14 protein-coding genes are annotated in these 15,693 nt (G+C 61.3%); 7 read left to right on the forward strand and 7 right to left on the reverse strand.

Annotation, left to right across the window (positions count from 1 at the left end; genetic code table 11):
• Positions 1–28 precede the first annotated feature (28 nt).
• From trmA to ACYP2A_RS06135, 3 genes are all read right to left on the reverse strand, one after another.
• Positions 29–1,114: a tRNA (uridine(54)-C5)-methyltransferase TrmA gene (gene trmA, locus ACYP2A_RS06125; protein ID WP_459743682.1), complete on the reverse strand. Its 1,086-nt coding sequence runs from the start codon at positions 1,112–1,114 to the stop codon at positions 29–31.
• Positions 1,111–2,406, reverse strand: coding sequence for an NCS2 family permease (locus tag ACYP2A_RS06130; protein ID WP_459743684.1), 1,296 nt, complete (start codon positions 2,404–2,406; stop codon positions 1,111–1,113). Before ACYP2A_RS06130 ends, trmA begins: the two co-directional genes overlap by 4 nt.
• Before the next feature lie 94 nt (positions 2,407–2,500).
• Positions 2,501–5,008: an EAL domain-containing protein gene (locus ACYP2A_RS06135; protein WP_459743685.1), complete on the reverse strand. Its 2,508-nt coding sequence runs from the start codon at positions 5,006–5,008 to the stop codon at positions 2,501–2,503.
• Positions 5,009–5,295: 287 nt separating this feature from the next.
• Here ACYP2A_RS06135 and ACYP2A_RS06140 point away from each other — a divergent pair, with 287 nt between their 5' ends.
• The 3 genes from ACYP2A_RS06140 to ACYP2A_RS06150 are packed head-to-tail and all read left to right on the forward strand — an operon-like array spanning position 5,296 to position 7,919.
• Positions 5,296–6,735: a cytochrome ubiquinol oxidase subunit I gene (locus ACYP2A_RS06140; RefSeq protein WP_459743687.1), complete on the forward strand. Its 1,440-nt coding sequence runs from the start codon at positions 5,296–5,298 to the stop codon at positions 6,733–6,735.
• Between the two features lie 2 nt (positions 6,736–6,737).
• The gene (gene cydB, locus ACYP2A_RS06145; RefSeq protein ID WP_459743689.1) at positions 6,738–7,745 is read left to right on the forward strand and encodes a cytochrome d ubiquinol oxidase subunit II; all 1,008 of its coding nucleotides are present in this window, start codon (positions 6,738–6,740) and stop codon (positions 7,743–7,745) included.
• Positions 7,746–7,757: 12 nt separating this feature from the next.
• The gene (locus tag ACYP2A_RS06150) at positions 7,758–7,919 is read left to right on the forward strand and encodes a DUF2474 domain-containing protein (protein ID WP_459743691.1); all 162 of its coding nucleotides are present in this window, start codon (positions 7,758–7,760) and stop codon (positions 7,917–7,919) included.
• Between the two features lie 93 nt (positions 7,920–8,012).
• Here the strand turns inward: ACYP2A_RS06150 and ACYP2A_RS06155 are convergent, their stop codons facing one another.
• The gene (locus tag ACYP2A_RS06155) at positions 8,013–9,137 is read right to left on the reverse strand and encodes a methyltransferase (protein WP_459743693.1); all 1,125 of its coding nucleotides are present in this window, start codon (positions 9,135–9,137) and stop codon (positions 8,013–8,015) included.
• 118 nt (positions 9,138–9,255) lie between these two features.
• Entirely contained in the window at positions 9,256–9,498 is a 243-nt protein-coding gene (locus ACYP2A_RS06160) for a LuxR family transcriptional regulator (protein WP_459743694.1), read from the reverse strand.
• A gap of 345 nt (positions 9,499–9,843) precedes the next feature.
• Between ACYP2A_RS06160 and ACYP2A_RS06165 the strand changes: the two genes are divergently transcribed.
• Entirely contained in the window at positions 9,844–10,620 is a 777-nt protein-coding gene (locus ACYP2A_RS06165; protein ID WP_459743695.1) for a ferredoxin--NADP reductase, read from the forward strand.
• 6 nt (positions 10,621–10,626) lie between these two features.
• Here ACYP2A_RS06165 and mscL read toward each other — a convergent pair whose 3' ends face one another.
• On the reverse strand, positions 10,627–11,073 hold the full coding sequence (mscL, locus tag ACYP2A_RS06170; RefSeq protein ID WP_459743697.1) for a large-conductance mechanosensitive channel protein MscL: 447 nt from the start codon (positions 11,071–11,073) through the stop codon (positions 10,627–10,629).
• Positions 11,074–11,267: 194 nt separating this feature from the next.
• Between mscL and radA the strand changes: the two genes are divergently transcribed.
• Positions 11,268–12,635, forward strand: coding sequence for a DNA repair protein RadA (radA, locus tag ACYP2A_RS06175; protein ID WP_459743698.1), 1,368 nt, complete (start codon positions 11,268–11,270; stop codon positions 12,633–12,635).
• Positions 12,636–12,641: 6 nt separating this feature from the next.
• Here the strand turns inward: radA and ACYP2A_RS06180 are convergent, their stop codons facing one another.
• Positions 12,642–13,010: a PilZ domain-containing protein gene (locus ACYP2A_RS06180; RefSeq protein ID WP_459743700.1), complete on the reverse strand. Its 369-nt coding sequence runs from the start codon at positions 13,008–13,010 to the stop codon at positions 12,642–12,644.
• Positions 13,011–13,307: 297 nt separating this feature from the next.
• Here ACYP2A_RS06180 and ACYP2A_RS06185 point away from each other — a divergent pair, with 297 nt between their 5' ends.
• Complete coding sequence (locus tag ACYP2A_RS06185) at positions 13,308–15,383, forward strand: carbon starvation CstA family protein (RefSeq protein WP_459743702.1); 2,076 nt, start codon at positions 13,308–13,310, stop codon at positions 15,381–15,383.
• Between the two features lie 24 nt (positions 15,384–15,407).
• Positions 15,408–15,605, forward strand: coding sequence for a YbdD/YjiX family protein (locus ACYP2A_RS06190; protein WP_459743704.1), 198 nt, complete (start codon positions 15,408–15,410; stop codon positions 15,603–15,605).
• Positions 15,606–15,693 lie beyond the last annotated feature (88 nt).

A 15,693-nucleotide genomic window follows, 5' to 3' on the forward strand; every position in this document is an offset into this window, starting at 1 on the left:
CTGCCTATTGAGTTTGACGCCGGGGCGTTTAGCGGCGAACCAGCAACACGCCCGATTCCATATGGTGGGTATACGGAAACTGGTCGAACAATGCACAGCGCTCGATACGGTGGGTGTCGTGCAACTGGGCGATGTTGGCGGCCAGGGTTTCCGGGTTACAAGAGATATACAGAATACGCTCGAAACGCCGGGCCAGCTCGCAGGTGTCCGGGTCCATGCCAGCGCGCGGCGGATCGACGAAGATCGTGCCGAATTCGTAGCTTTTCAGGTCAATGCCTTGCAGGCGGCGGAACGGCCGTACGTCGTTGAGCGCCTGGGTGAGTTCTTCGGCCGACAAGCGCACCAGGGTGACGTTATCCACCGCGTTGTCTTCCAGGTTGGCCAGTGCGGCGTAGACCGAGGTCTTGCTGATCTCGGTGGCCAGCACCTTGCGCGCACGGGTTGCGAGCGGCAGGGTGAAGTTGCCGTTGCCGCAGTACAGCTCCAGCAGGTCGTCTTCACGCTCGCCCATGGCTTCGAAGGCCCAGTTGAGCATTTTCTGGTTGACCGTGCCGTTGGGCTGGGTGAACGCGCCTTCGGGTTGGCGATAGCGCCAGGTGCGACCGGCCACGTGCAGCTCTTCGCTGACGAAATCGCGGCCGATCACCAGGCGTTGGCCACGCGAGCGGCCGATCAGGCTGACCTGCAGTTCGGCAGCCAGTGCTTCGGCGGCGGCTTGCCAGGCGTCATCCAGAGGGCGGTGGTAGCACAGGGTGATCATCGAATCGCCCGCCAGGGTGGTCAGAAAGTCCACCTGGAACAGCTTGCGGTTGAGTGCCGGGCTGGCTTCCCAGCGCTCGCGCAGCAGCGGCATCAGTTGGTTGATGCGCTGGCTGGCGATGGGCAGGCCTTCGAGCAGAATCGGCGTGTGCTTGTCGCCGGGTGCGAACATCGCATAGTGGCGCTGCTCGCCTTCGCGCCACAGACGAAACTCGGCGCGCAGGCGAAAGTGCTCGCGGGGCGAGTCGAACACCTGCGGTGCCGGCGCATCGAAGGGCGCCAGCAGTTCTTGCAGGCGGGTGGTTTTTTCGGCGAGCAGACTGTCGTAGCTCGCAGGGTCGAAGGAAACACTCATGCGTTGAACCAGCCCAGCTTGATGACGAACAGGATCGAGAGGATCACCAGCGCAGGGTTAAGCTCGCGCCAGCGTCCCGACAACAGCTTGATCGCCGTCCAGGAAATAAAGCCAAAGGCGATGCCGTTGGCGATGGAATAGGTGAACGGCATCGCCAGCGCGGTGATGACTACCGGCGCCGCAACGGTGATGTCGTCCCAGTCGATTTCAGCCAGGCCCGAGGCCATGAGCACCGCGACGAACAGCAGTGCCGGTGCGGTGGCGTAAATCGGCACGCTGGCGGCCAGCGGCGCGAAGAACAGCGCGAGCAAGAACAATACGGCGACGACGATAGCGGTCAGGCCGGTGCGGCCACCGGCGCTGACACCGGCGGCCGACTCGATGTAACTGGTAGTGGTCGAGGTGCCCAGCAACGAGCCTGCCATGGCGGCGGTACTGTCGGCGATCAGCGCACGGCCCATTTTCGGCATGTGGCCGTCCTTGCCCATCAGCCCTGCACGCTTGGCAACGCCAATCAGGGTGCCGGAGTTATCGAAGATATCGACGAACAGAAAGGCAAAGATGATGCTCACCAGGCCCACATCCAGCGCGCCCATGATGTCCAGTTGCAGGAAGGTCGGCGCCAGCGACGGCGGCATCGACATGACCCCGGCGAACGGGCTGAAGCCCAGCAGGATGGAGGCGACCGTCACGGTCAGGATGCCGATCAGCACCGCGCCGCGCACCTTGAGCGTGTCCAGGGCAATGATCAGGAAAAAGCCCAGCGTGGCCAGAATCGGCGCCGGCTGCTTGAGGTCGCCCAGGCCGAGCAGGGTGGCCGGGTTGCCGATCACGATCTTGGCGTTCTGCAGGGCGATCAGCGCCAGGAACAGGCCGATACCCGCCGCAATCGCCGAGCGCAGGGCCAGCGGAATGCTGTTGATGATCCATTCGCGGATACGAAAGATCGACAGGATGAAAAACATCACCGCCGACAGGAACACCGCGCCCAGCGCCACTTGCCAGGTGTGGCCCATGTGCAGGACCACGGTGTAGGTGAAGAACGCATTCAGGCCCATACCCGGCGCCAGCGCGATCGGGTAGTTGGCGATCAGGCCCATCACCGCCGAGCCGATGGCCGCGGCCAGGCAGGTGGCGACGAACAGCGCGCCCTTGTCCATGCCGGTCTCGCCGAGAATGCTCGGGTTGACGAACAGGATATAGGCCATGGCCAGGAAGGTGGTCACGCCCGCAAGAATCTCGGTGCGTACGTTGGTGTTATGGGCCTTGAGTTGAAACAGCCTTTCCAGCATGTCGGGCTCCGGTGACGTGGCTCGGAAAAAGCCGCGCATGATAACAGCAGCACGCGAAACTGGCTGCACGCTTGATCAACGAGATGAATGCCGTTCAGCGTGTCAGCAACCAGTGCTCCAGATCCGTGGCGCTCATCGGTTTGGCGAACAGATACCCCTGCGCGACATGGTAGCCCTGTTGCTTGAGAATCTCGTACTGGCCTTCGGTTTCGATACCTTCGGCAACCACGGTCAGGTTCAGGCTGTTGCCGATATGGATCACCGCATCGCTCAGGGTACGGCTGGTGGCGTCGTTTTCCAGGTCCATGACGAAGCTGCGGTCCAGCTTGAGCTCCTGGATCGGCAGGCGGCGCAAATAGCTCAGGCTCGAATAGCCGGTACCAAAGTCGTCCATGGCCAGGCGTATGCCCAGGGCGTGCACATCGTTGAGCACTTTGAGGGTGCTGGGGTTAGTGTCCATCAGTATATTTTCAGTCAGCTCCAGCGTCAGGTCGCCGGGGCTCAACTGGTGTTCCTCCAGCAAGGCGGTGAGCATGCTTGGCAACTCCAGGTCATGGAAGTTGGTCGGCGACAGGTTCACCGAAATGGCCGGCAGGGTAGCGCCATTACGCCGCCACTGGGCCAGTTGCCGGCAGGCCTCGCGCAGGCCCCAGACGCCCAGTTCGACGATCAGTCCACATTCTTCGGCCAGTGGAATGAAGCGCACCGGCGACACCTGGCCCCAATGCGGGTGGTACCAGCGCGCCAAGGCTTCGACGCCGTAGACACTGCCGTCGGCCATATTGATCTGCGGTTGGTAATGCAACTCCAGAGCGTTGTCTTGCAAGGCCTGTTGCAAAGCGCTTTCCATGGCCTGACGTTCCTGGGCCAACTGGTTCAGCTCATGGCAGAAGAAACTGAAGCGTCCGCGACCGGCGTGCTTGGCCTGGTACATGGCCATGTCGGCGCGGTGAATCAAAGTGCCCATGTCATGGCCATCTTCGGGAAACATGCTGACCCCGATGCTCACCGAAGGGCACACCCGGCTGCCGCCGATCTGGCACGGCTGACCGATGGTCAGCTTCATGTGCTCGACCAGCTCGGTGACATGAGCGGTGTCGCACTCGGGTAACACCACCACGAACTCATCGCCCGACAGACGGCCGACGATGTCTTTGGGCAGGCGATTGTCGAGCAGCCGACGGGCAATGACTTGCAGCAACTCGTCGCCGGCCGGGTGGCCGAACGAGTCATTGACCTGTTTGAAGCGGTCGACATCGATGAACAGCACCGCCAGGTGAGTCTTGTTGCGCAGCGCCGCATGAATAGCCTGTTCGGCATTGGCCAGCAGCAAGCTACGGTTGGGCAACTCGGTCAGGCTGTCGTAGAACGCCAGCTGGCTGATGTGCGCGCGGCTTTTTTCGCGCTCGATCGCCAGGGCACACAGCGGCACGATGACGTCGACCAGGCGCTGATGGAACGTCGAGGGGCCGCGCACTTCCTTGAAGTAAAAGGCCAGGGTGGCGATGACGCGCTGGTCGGCGCCCATGATTGGCGTCGACCAGCAGCTTTTGATGTCGTGTGGCAGGCTGACGTCGCGATAGGCATCCCACAACGGGTCGTTGGCAATGTCCCTGGAAATCACCGGCTGGCGCCGAAACGCAGCGGAGCCGCAGGTGCCGACGCCTTCGCCGACCTTCAGGCCTTCCATGACCTGGCAGTAGCTGGCCGGCAGGCTGGCGGTCGCCAGTGGGTGCATCACGCCATCCTCATCGATCAACAGCATCGAGGTGACGACTTCCGGGGCAATGCGCTCGATTTCCCGGCAGGCCAGCAGCATCAGGTCTTCCAGCGGGTCTTCGCGAACCATGGCGTTGAGCATGCTGTGCTGCAGCACCTCATGCATCTTGGTGCTGGTGATGTCGGCGAGGATGGCGACCGCATTGATAAAGTTTCCCTGGCTATCGAGCACCGGGTTGACCACCACGCTGCACCACAGCCGCTCGCCGCTCTGGATATAGGCCAGCGAATCGGTCTTGATCGATTGACCCCGGGCAAGCGTCTGACGGCTTTCCTGAATGGCAATGTCGGCCACGTGGGGCGCCAGCAAAGCGGTGGGGTGCTGGCCGCAGACCTGATCGAGGCGGTAGCCGAACATGCGCTCGAAGCCTGCGTTGACGTAGACGATGCGCCATTGTTCGTCGGTGATGACGATGGCGTTGTCGGAGTGGTCGGTCACCAGCGACAGCAGGCGCAGCCGTTCGCTTTCTTCGTGCTGGCGGGTGACGTTCTTGATGCTGGTCGAATAGAACACCTGGTCGGCGCTGACCACCCGGGCAATCGAGGCGCTGCCCCAGTGCTGGCTGCCGTCCTGATGCTGGATGCGGATGTTCGGCAGTTCGCCATCGGAGTCTTCAAGCTGCTTGTGGTAGGCATGAATCGGCAGCGGCATCAGCCGCCTGGCGTCCTGGCCGATGACGTCATGGCGACTCAGGCCCCAGAGCTGTTCGGCGGCGCGATTGAACAGCACCACACAATTGTCAGCATCGCTGACCACCACGCTGTTGCTGGCCTGTTCGATGGACTGCACGAAGAGGTCGGAAAGGCTATGGGTTAGAGGCATGCACGTCCTGTGGCTCTTATGAGGTGTAACGGCACCGTGAAGACTGTTCACGTCAGCTACTCAATAGCACAGGGCCATTATCTGGGGAAGTACCGTTGAGGCCGCACTTGCCGGTAGCAGGGGGTGAGACAACCGGTCACGCGACAACGCACCACGCAGGCGTGGCAGGCAAATAGGTCTAATCTTTCAGCGTCGGTTGACCTGCATCATATCGATCGAACTGAAATCGTGCGCCGACCGTCAGACACTTGAAACGCCCGCCAGCGCAGCATCCGAGGAATAGTCTTATGTTCGGTTTGGAATCGCTCGATCTTGCCCGGATCCAGTTCGCGTTCACGATATCGTTTCATATCCTGTTCCCGGCGATCACCATTGGTCTGGCCAGCTATCTGGCGGTGCTCGAAGGTCTGTGGCTGAAAACCCGCAACGACGTGTACCGCGACCTGTATCACTACTGGCTGAAGATCTTTGCCGTCAACTTCGGTATGGGTGTGGTCTCGGGGCTGGTCATGGCTTACCAGTTCGGTACCAACTGGAGCCGTTTCTCCGATTTTGCCGGCGCGGTCACCGGTCCTTTGCTGACCTATGAAGTATTGACCGCGTTTTTCCTCGAGGCCGGCTTTCTTGGCGTGATGCTGTTCGGCTGGAATCGCGTCGGCCGGGGCCTGCACTTTTTCGCCACGGTCATGGTGGCTATCGGCACATTGATCTCGACCTTCTGGATCCTGTCGTCCAACAGCTGGATGCAGACCCCGCAAGGCTTTGAAATCATCGATGGCCGGGTAATCCCCACCGACTGGTTTGCCGTGGTCTTCAACCCGTCGTTCCCTTATCGCCTGACGCACATGGCCATTGCCGCTTTTGTGGCCACGGCGTTCTTCGTCGGCTCCTCGGCGGCCTGGCACTTGCTGCGCGGCCGCGACACGCCGGCGGTGCGCAAGATGCTGTCGATGGCGATGTGGATGGCCCTGCTGGTCGCGCCGATTCAGGCAGTGGTCGGCGACTTCCACGGGTTGAACACCCTCAAGCACCAGCCGGCCAAGATCGCCGCCATCGAAGGTCACTGGGAAAACGTTGGCGATGAGGCCACGCCGCTGATCCTGTTCGGCTGGCCGGACATGAAAGAAGAACGAACGAAGTATGCCCTTGAGATTCCGTACCTGGGCAGCCTGATCCTGACACACAGCCTGGACAAGCAGGTGCCGGCGCTCAAGGAGTTCAAGCCTGAAGACCGGCCTAATTCGACCGTGGTGTTCTGGTCATTCCGGATCATGGTCGGGCTGGGCATGCTGATGATTCTCACCGGGCTGTGGAGCCTGTGGCTGCGCCGGCGCGGACAGATCTACCAGTCGCGGCCGTTCCTGCGTCTGGCCCTGTTGATGGGACCGTCGGGCCTGATCGCGATTCTGGCCGGCTGGTTCACCACTGAAATCGGTCGTCAGCCCTGGGTGGTCTACGGCCTGATGCGCACCGCCGATGGCGTTTCCAATCACAGCGTGGTGCAGATGAGCATCACCCTGGTGATGTTCGTGGTCGTCTACTTCCTGTTGTTCGGCGCAGGCTTCGTTTACATGATGCGCCTGGTGCGCAAGGGCCCTGTGCCTCATGTCGAACATGCACCGCGCGGTGGCCCAGGCCAGCCCCGCACGCCAGCCCGTCCTCTGTCTGCTGCCGATGAAGGCACGCAAGAGGACGACAACCTCGACCGACTGGGCAAGGGGAACTGAGCATGGGCATCGATCTTTCACTGATCTGGGCGGTGATCATCATCTTCGGGATCATGATGTATGTGGTCATGGACGGTTTCGATCTGGGCATCGGCATCCTGTTTCCATTCATGAAGCAAAGCCACGACCGCGACGTGATGATGAACACCGTCGCGCCGGTCTGGGACGGTAACGAAACCTGGCTGGTGCTGGGCGGTGCGGGATTGTTCGGCGCGTTTCCGCTGGCCTATTCGGTGGTGTTGTCGGCGCTGTACCTGCCGCTGATCCTGATGCTGATGGGGCTGATCTTTCGCGGCGTGGCGTTCGAATTTCGCTTCAAGTCGTCCGAGGCCAGCCAGCATTGGTGGGACAAGGCCTTTATTGGCGGCTCGCTGACCGCGACCTTCTTCCAGGGCGTGGCGCTGGGTGCCTTTATCGAAGGCCTGCCGGTGGTCGACCGGCAATACGCCGGCGGCTCGCTGGACTGGCTGGCACCGTTCCCGATGTTCTGCGGGCTGGCGCTGATCGTGGCGTACGCGCTGCTGGGCTGCACCTGGCTGATCATGAAGACTGAAGGGCCATTGCAGAAGGCCATGCATGACCTGGCGCGGCCCTTGGCAATCGCCGTACTGGTGGTAATGGGCATTGTCAGCCTGTGGACACCGCTGGCCCATCCGGCCATCGCCGAGCGCTGGTTCAGCATGCCCAATCTGCTGTGGTTCATGCCGGTGCCGATTCTGGTACTGGTCACTATGTTCGGGCTGTTCAAGGCCGTGGCCCGCAACGCGCATTACACGCCGTTCCTGCTGACCCTGTTGCTGATTTTTCTGGGCTACAGCGGGCTGGGCATCAGCCTGTGGCCGAACATCGTGCCGCCTTCGATCACTATCTGGGAGGCTGCATCGCCGCCGCAAAGCCAGGGCTTCATGCTGGTGGGCACCTTATTCATCATCCCGTTCATCCTGGGTTACACCTTCTGGAGCTACTACGTGTTCCGCGGCAAGGTGACGGCCGAAGACGGGTATCACTAGAGGAGGTGGGCAATGACTGGCAAATACCCTGAAGAAGACCCGGCCATGAACAAGCCACTGTGGCAGCGTCTGGCCTGGCTGGGCGGTATCTGGGCTGGCAGTGTGCTGGCGCTGTTTATCGTCGCCAGCCTGATGCGGATGTTCATGAGTGCCGCAGGCCTGACCACCCATTAATTCCTGACGCAAGCATCCCATCCCGTGTTTCGTGGACACGGCTTTTTTACCCTCCTGAACGGGCTGTGAAGGAGGGTTTTTTTTGCCTTGCGATTACTTGCGGGCTTTGAGAATCACGAATTTTGGCGTGGCGGCGACCTGTTCGACTTCGCGGAACAGCCGCGCCAGTTTGGCGTGATAGCCCAGATGACGGTTGCCGACGATGTACAAGGCGCCACCTTGCACCAGCGCCGCACGGGCCTGGAGGAACATGCGCCAGGCCAGAAAGTCGCCAACTACTTGCTGCTGATGGAACGGCGGGTTGCACAGCACGACATCGAGCGAATCAGCCGGCTGGCTGGCCAGCCCGTCTGCGGCGCGCAGGGTTACAGGCCGCGATCCCAGTGCCGCCTGCCAGTTTTGCGCTGCCGACTGCACGGCCATGTACGACTCGTCGACCAGCGTGTATTCGGCCTCGGGGTTGTCCAGCGCGCTGGCAATCGCCAGTACGCCATTGCCGCAGCCCAGGTCTGCAACACGGGCCTTGTTCAGCCCTTTGGGCAGCCAGGGCAGAAAAGCCCGGGTGCCAATGTCCAGCCCGTCGCGGCAAAACACATTGGCGTGGTTGACCAGCTCGAGCGCCGGTTGCTCCAGGCGGTAGCGGGTCGGAAAAGGCGAGGGCTGCACGGCTTTGGGGGCGGGGGTGGCAAACAGCAGGCGGGCTTTTTTCACCGCCAGCGAGGCTTGTACGGGGCCTACATATTCTTCCAGCAACTCACCGGCCGAGCGCGGCAGGTGTTTGATCATCGCCGCCGCCACGACCTGGGCACCTGGCGCCAGTTGGCCTTGCAGGCGAATCAGTTGCTCTTCAAGCAACGCCAGGGTCTTGGGAATGCGGATCAGCACGCGGTCGAACGGCCCGTTCAAAGGGTCGCTGGCGGCAATGAAGGTGACGGCATCAGTGGCCATGCCGTTGCGCGTCAGATTGATGGCCAGGGCACTGCTGGCCAGAAACGAGTCACCGCTGCTGAACACCGTCGCATGCGCGGCAAGGCTGGCGGCCAGGCCACCAAAACTGTCGTTGAGCACCAGCACGCGGGTCTGCAGGCTCAGGCCCTGTTCGGCGACATGGCCGAGCAAGTACTCGTCGGCGGCGTCGAACGCCTGTAGCGGCTCGTTCGGTTGTTCCGGCTGACGGATCAGATCAAGTTCGGCAAAGGGGCTGGTGAGCAGGGGCATGGCAGGAAACTCTGGGCAAACGACGGGCATCACGCGAGGCCGGCAAATGCCAGGCTGGCTTGAGGTGCGTGATTCTACGTGCTTTTGCCCTTTGGTACCTGCCAATGTGTTCCTGGGGTCAAAGGGTGCCGAACACGCCGCTCAGTGCGGCTTGTACTGCGGCGGCGGTCTTGTTGCAGACCCCCATTTTCTGGATGGCGCTGGCGATATGAAAATGAATGGTTCGCTCCTTGAGACGCAAGATAATTGCGATGTCATTGGCTGTCTTGCCTTTGGCGGACCACTTGAGTATTTCGATTTCTCTCTTCGTCAAGGCGCTGCTGTGTGGCGGTTGTAGTGACTCGAATCGGGCTGGCTCCATGGTCGCCTCCATGCCTCTGTGGCGAGACCCTTCTGATGAGGGTTCTGTGAGTCTAGGGAAAAAGAGCAGGCGCCAATGGCGACACAAAACCCTCCAGACGGGTGGCTTGATGGCTTTCTTGTATTCAAAGGAAGGTGACTGCCCTGAAACGTCGGTCAGCATGGGGCGAGAGTTTTTGTACCGGACATCCCCTTCTTTGGAGCATGTAACCCAGAACCAAATAGTCTAAGTCCATCCCATCGCCAGCCTGCCAAACGATGTCAATACAAACAGACGGTGTTTATCGACGGCCTTTTGCGGGAAACTGCAGGCCTGCCATTCATGTCCAGGAGTTGCCAGCACACCATGACCGTCAGCGAAGACAAATTCACCCGGCAAACGCTGCAACGCGTAACCCCGTTGACCCCTAATCTGTTCACCCTGCGTGCCAGCCGCGATCCCGGCTTTCGCTTCCGTGCCGGGCAGTTCGCCCGCCTGGGCGTGACCAAGGCCGACGGCAGCACTGTGTGGCGCGCCTATTCGATGGTGTCTTCGCCCTATGACGAGTTTCTCGAGTTTTTCTCCATCGTCGTGCCGGATGGCGAGTTCACCAGTGAACTGAGCCGTCTGCGTGAAGGCGATGAGCTATTGGTCGAGAAACAGGCGTTCGGCTACCTGACGCTGGATCGCTTTGTCGATGGCCGTGATCTGTGGCTGCTGGCGACCGGCACGGGGGTTGCGCCGTTCTTGTCACTTCTTCAGGACTTCGAGGTCTGGGAGAAATTCGAGCGCATCATCCTGGTGTACAGCGCGCGTGAGGCCAAAGAGCTGGCGTACCAGCCGCTGATCGAAGAACTGACCCGGCGCGAGTACCTGGCCGAGTACGCGCACAAGTTCCTGTACCTGCCGGTCGTCACCCGTGAGTCGTATCCGGGTGCTCTCAACGACCGGATTACCCGGCTGATCGAAGACGGCGACCTCGAAGCGGCCGCCAGCCTTGAGCTGAGCCCCGAGCATTCGCGGATCATGCTGTGTGGCAACCCGGAAATGGTCGACGACACGCGCAAACTGCTCAAGGCGCGCGACCTGCAACTGAGCCTGAGCCGTCGGCCAGGGCAGGTGGCGGTGGAAACGTACTGGTAAAGCCGTTTACAACGGCTTCTTGGGATCGACCACGATCGGTTCGGCCGGCTTGTGCTGCTCTTTGAGCAGGTCGCGGATTTCGCTCAGCAGCACTTCCTGCTTGGTCGGTGCGGCCGGCAGCGTCGGGGCCTTGGCTTCTTCGCGCTTGAGGCGGTTGATGGCCTTGACGCCCATGAAGATGGCAAAGGCGACGATGATGAAGTCGATGACTGTCTGGATGAACTTGCCATACGACAGCACCACCGCCGGTGCCGTGCCTTCGGCGCCGCGCAAGGTGATGGCCAGGTCGCTGAAGTCCACACCGCCGATCAACAGACCCAATGGCGGCATGATCACATCACCCACAAAGGACGAGACGATCTTGCCGAAGGCGGCGCCGATGATGATACCCACGGCCATGTCGACCACATTGCCTTTGACGGCAAACGCTTTGAATTCGTTGATAATGCCCATGGTCATTCCTTGTAACAGATGAGTGAATTTGCTCCAGTGTAATAGAGCGTCAGGCAAGTTGCGCCTTACAGGTGCAATCGACCGACCCTGAAAAGGGAAGTTTTATTCGGTTTCGTAATAAGGCCACGCCACGCATGGCCTGAGTGAACGACAACCTGCGTTATCATCGCGGTTTTTTGCGGGCGGATTTCTTTATGGCCAAGGCCAAGCGCTTGTACGGCTGCACCGAATGCGGTGCAACCTTTCCCAAATGGGCAGGGCAATGCGGCGAGTGTGGCGCGTGGAACACCCTGGTCGAAACCATGCTCGAAAGCGGCGCCGCCGCTGCGCCCAGTGGTCGCGCCGGGTGGACCGGGTCGCAGGCGCAGATCAAGACCCTGGCCGAGGTCAGCGTCGAAGAAATACCGCGTTTCTCGACCCGCTCCACTGAGCTGGACCGGGTGCTGGGTGGTGGCATGGTCGACGGCTCGGTGATTCTGATCGGCGGCGACCCGGGCATCGGAAAGTCGACGATTCTGCTGCAGACCCTCTGCCATCTGGCCGAAAGCATGCCGGCGCTGTACGTCACCGGCGAAGAATCCCAGCAGCAAGTGGCCATGCGCGCCCGGCGCCTGGGATTGCCGCAGGACAAACTGCGAGTCATGACCGAGACCTGCATCGAGTCGATCATTGCCACCGCGCGCAGCGAACAGCCCAAGGTCATGGTCATCGACTCGATCCAGACCATCTTTACCGAGCAATTGCAGTCGGCACCGGGCGGCGTGGCCCAGGTGCGCGAGAGCGCCGCCTTGCTGGTGCGCTATGCCAAGCAGAGTGGCACGGCAATCTTTCTGGTCGGCCACGTCACCAAAGAGGGCGCACTGGCCGGCCCCCGTGTGCTGGAACACATGGTCGACACCGTGCTGTATTTCGAGGGTGAAGCCGATGGCCGGTTGCGCCTGCTGCGGGCGGTGAAGAACCGTTTTGGCGCGGTCAACGAACTGGGCGTGTTCGGCATGACCGACCGTGGCCTTAAAGAGGTTTCCAACCCCTCGGCAATCTTTCTCAGCCGTGCGCAAGAGGAGGTGTCGGGCAGCGTGGTGATGGCCACCTGGGAAGGTACGCGGCCGATGCTGGTCGAAGTGCAGGCACTGGTGGACGACAGCCATATGTCCAACCCGCGGCGGGTGACGCTGGGCCTGGACCAGAACCGGCTGGCCATGCTGCTGGCGGTGCTGCACCGTCATGGCGGCATTCCGACCCACGACCAGGACGTGTTTCTCAACGTGGTCGGCGGGGTCAAGGTGCTTGAAACCGCATCCGACCTCGCCTTGATGGCGGCGGTGATGTCGAGCCTGCGCAACCGGCCGTTACCCCATGACTTGCTGGTGTTCGGCGAAGTCGGCCTGTCGGGTGAGGTACGCCCGGTGCCCAGTGGTCAGGAACGTCTGAAAGAAGCCGCCAAGCATGGCTTCAAGCGCGCCATTGTGCCCAAGGGCAATGCACCCAAGGACGCCTATGAAGGGTTGCAGGTGATTGCTGTAACCCGTCTGGAGCAGGCGCTGGATGCCTTGTTCGAATAACGCCGCCTAAAGCTCGATCAGGGCGGCCAGCTCACGGTCCAGTTCCTGCGGGTCGGCCAGGTTCAGCTCGACGAAGCGCTTGAGATGGCCGATCGATTCCAGGCTGATGTGCAGGCAGACAAAACCCAGGTGCTGCAGGTCGTCATGGGTCTGCCTGACGTCCATCCTGACGTGCGCGTCGGCGCTCAGGTGAATGTCGACCTGAAAATTTTGCGCCGGGTCGCCTTCCCAGGGTTCCGGGCGCTGGATCAACAGGCCCTTGAGCGACAGGTCGAGCAGTTGCACAGACCAGTTACGGCCATTCTGGCTCAGTTCGGTTCTGGCATCGAAGGCAATGCGTTTGAAACGCCGGCGGTCTGTAGGGGAATCGGTCATGACGTGCACTCCGGGTGGCAGCCAACAAGTACGTCCAGCGAACGGGTTTGCAGGAATATGCAGACCTGCCTCCACGATAGCGCCGAACCTGGCCGGCGAACAGTTCCTGTTGCGCACAGGCTCTGGGACGTGTATTTCAGCGCGGTCGGGATAAATTGTTGCTAGACCATCGTTGGGGGTGGCCTTTCGCTCTGACAAGGCTACACTCGCATCGTCGGGTTATGCTGCCAGGCCGTCACAAGCGACCACAGCACCGCACGACCCAGAACTTCTAGTCATTTCTGCTGGAATAAAAAAATGAAAAATAATAACAGTCTGATGCGCCATGTACCCTGGGTACTGTTGGCCATCATTGGGGCTTGTGCCCTGGGGGTCGTCGCGCTGCGTCGCGGCGAAGCAATCAACGCCTTGTGGATCGTGGTGGCTGCGGTCGCCATCTACCTTGTCGCCTATCGTTACTACAGCCTGTTCATCGCCAACCACGTCATGCAGCTCGACCCGCGTCGTGCCACGCCGGCGGTGGTCAACAACGATGGCCTGGACTACGTTCCTACCAACAAACACATCCTGTTCGGTCACCACTTTGCGGCCATCGCTGGCGCCGGCCCCCTGGTCGGCCCGGTACTGGCGGCGCAAATGGGCTATCTGCCCGGTACGCTCTGGCTGATCGCCGGCGTGGTGCTGGCCGGTGCCGTGCAGGACTTCATGATCCTGTTCCTCTCCACGCGCCGTAACGGCCGGTCGCTGGGCGACATGGTCCGTGAGGAAATGGGCCGTATTCCCGGCACCATCGCCTTGTTCGGCTGCTTCCTGATCATGATCATCATCCTCGCGGTGCTGGCGCTGATCGTGGTCAAGGCCCTGGCCGAGAGCCCGTGGGGCATGTTCACGGTCATGGCGACCATCCCGACCGCGATGTTCATGGGCATTTACATGCGCTACATCCGCCCGGGACGCATTGGCGAAATCTCCATCATCGGCGTCGTGCTGCTGCTGGCTTCGATCTGGATCGGCGGCGCCGTCGCGGCCGACCCGGTCTGGGGTCCGCGCTTCACCTTCACGGGTATGCAGATCACCTGGATGCTGGTCGGCTACGGCTTCGTCGCGGCCATGCTGCCGGTCTGGCTGCTGCTGGCGCCGCGTGACTACCTGTCGACCTTCCTCAAGATCGGCACCATCCTGGCCCTGGCCATCGGTATCCTGATCCTGGCGCCAGAGCTGAAAATGCCGGCCCTGACCCAGTTCACCGACGGTACTGGTCCGGTCTGGAAAGGCACGCTGTTCCCGTTCCTGTTCATCACCATTGCCTGTGGCGCGGTGTCGGGCTTCCACGCCCTGATCTCCTCGGGCACCACGCCCAAGCTGCTCGACAACGAAGTCAACGCCCGTTACATCGGTTACGGCGGCATGCTGATGGAGTCGTTCGTGGCCATCATGGCCATGGTCGCCGCTTCGGTCATCGAGCCAGGCGTGTACTTCGCCATGAACAGCCCGGCTGCCGTAGTGGGTAGCGATGTGGTGTCGGTGGCCGCCAAGGTCAGCGAATGGGGCTTCTTGATCACGCCGGAGCAACTGACCGCCGTGGCCAAGGACATCGGCGAGAACACCATTCTGGCCCGTGCCGGTGGTGCACCGACCCTGGCGGTCGGTATCGCGCAGATCCTGCACCAGGCCTTGCCGGGTGAAAACACCATGGCGTTCTGGTACCACTTCGCAATTCTGTTCGAAGCACTGTTCATTCTGACCGCGGTCGACGCCGGTACCCGTGCCGGTCGATTCATGCTGCAGGACTTGCTGGGCAGCTTCGTGCCGGCCCTGAAGCGCACCGAGTCGTGGACCGCCAACATCATCGGCACCGGTGGTTGCGTGGCGCTGTGGGGTTACCTGCTGTACCAGGGCGTCATCGACCCGCTGGGCGGCATCAACACCCTGTGGCCGCTGTTCGGCATCTCCAACCAGATGCTCGCCGGTATCGCCCTGATGCTCGCCAGCGTCGTGCTGATCAAGATGAAGCGTCAGCGCTATGTCTGGGTCACCATCCTGCCGGCTTCCTGGCTGCTGATCTGCACCGTGACCGCAGGCCTGATCAAGCTGTTCGATCCAAATCCTGCCGTCGGTTTCCTGGCCCTGGCCAAGAAATACAGCACCGCAGCCGATGCCGGCCAGATCCTTGCCCCGGCCAAGAACGTTGACCAGATGCAGCACGTGATCTTCAATGCTTACACCAACGCCGGCCTGACCATCCTGTTCCTGTTCGTGGTCTTCAGCATTCTGTTCTACGCGCTGAAAGTCGGCCGTGCCGCCTGGACCAAAACCGAGCGTACCGATAAGGAAGCGCCTTACCAGGCGATGCCGCCGGGTTCGCACGTCTGATGGCCACCAACAGAGGATCCGCCCGTGTTCAATGACCTTGGCCGTCTCGGCAAATACCTGGGCCAGGCTGCCCGCCTGATGGTGGGCATGCCGGACTACGACAACTATGTCGAGCACATGCAGACCAACCACCCGGACAAGCCGATGATGAGCTACGAAGCGTTCTTTCGAGAACGCCAAGAAGCCCGTTACGGCGGCAAGAGTGGTCCGAAGTGCTGCTGAACCTCTGAGTGTCATTGTTTGACTCGACGCGCCACAGGCCTTGCCTGTGGCGCGTTTTCATTTTTGCCAAGGAGCACCCATGAGCGAG

This window comes from Pseudomonas sp. 3A(2025) (genome assembly GCF_054589175.1).

Bases quoted from the DNA above. Each gene is read 5' to 3' on its own strand.
- ACYP2A_RS06135 (WP_459743685.1), bottom strand. From the start codon at position 5,008: ATGCCTCTAACCCATAGCCTTTCCGACCTCTTCGTGCAGTCCATCGAA.
- ACYP2A_RS06160 (WP_459743694.1), bottom strand. From the start codon at position 9,498: ATGGAGCCAGCCCGATTCGAGTCACTACAACCGCCACACAGCAGCGCC.
- trmA (WP_459743682.1), bottom strand. From the start codon at position 1,114: ATGAGTGTTTCCTTCGACCCTGCGAGCTACGACAGTCTGCTCGCCGAA.
- mscL (WP_459743697.1), bottom strand. From the start codon at position 11,073: ATGGGCATTATCAACGAATTCAAAGCGTTTGCCGTCAAAGGCAATGTG.
- ACYP2A_RS06140 (WP_459743687.1), top strand. From the start codon at position 5,296: ATGTTCGGTTTGGAATCGCTCGATCTTGCCCGGATCCAGTTCGCGTTC.
- ACYP2A_RS06180 (WP_459743700.1), bottom strand. From the start codon at position 13,010: ATGACCGATTCCCCTACAGACCGCCGGCGTTTCAAACGCATTGCCTTC.
- ACYP2A_RS06130 (WP_459743684.1), bottom strand. From the start codon at position 2,406: ATGCTGGAAAGGCTGTTTCAACTCAAGGCCCATAACACCAACGTACGC.
- ACYP2A_RS06150 (WP_459743691.1), top strand. From the start codon at position 7,758: ATGACTGGCAAATACCCTGAAGAAGACCCGGCCATGAACAAGCCACTG.
- ACYP2A_RS06165 (WP_459743695.1), top strand. From the start codon at position 9,844: ATGACCGTCAGCGAAGACAAATTCACCCGGCAAACGCTGCAACGCGTA.
- cydB (WP_459743689.1), top strand. From the start codon at position 6,738: ATGGGCATCGATCTTTCACTGATCTGGGCGGTGATCATCATCTTCGGG.
- ACYP2A_RS06155 (WP_459743693.1), bottom strand. From the start codon at position 9,137: ATGCCCCTGCTCACCAGCCCCTTTGCCGAACTTGATCTGATCCGTCAG.
- ACYP2A_RS06185 (WP_459743702.1), top strand. From the start codon at position 13,308: ATGAAAAATAATAACAGTCTGATGCGCCATGTACCCTGGGTACTGTTG.
- radA (WP_459743698.1), top strand. From the start codon at position 11,268: ATGGCCAAGGCCAAGCGCTTGTACGGCTGCACCGAATGCGGTGCAACC.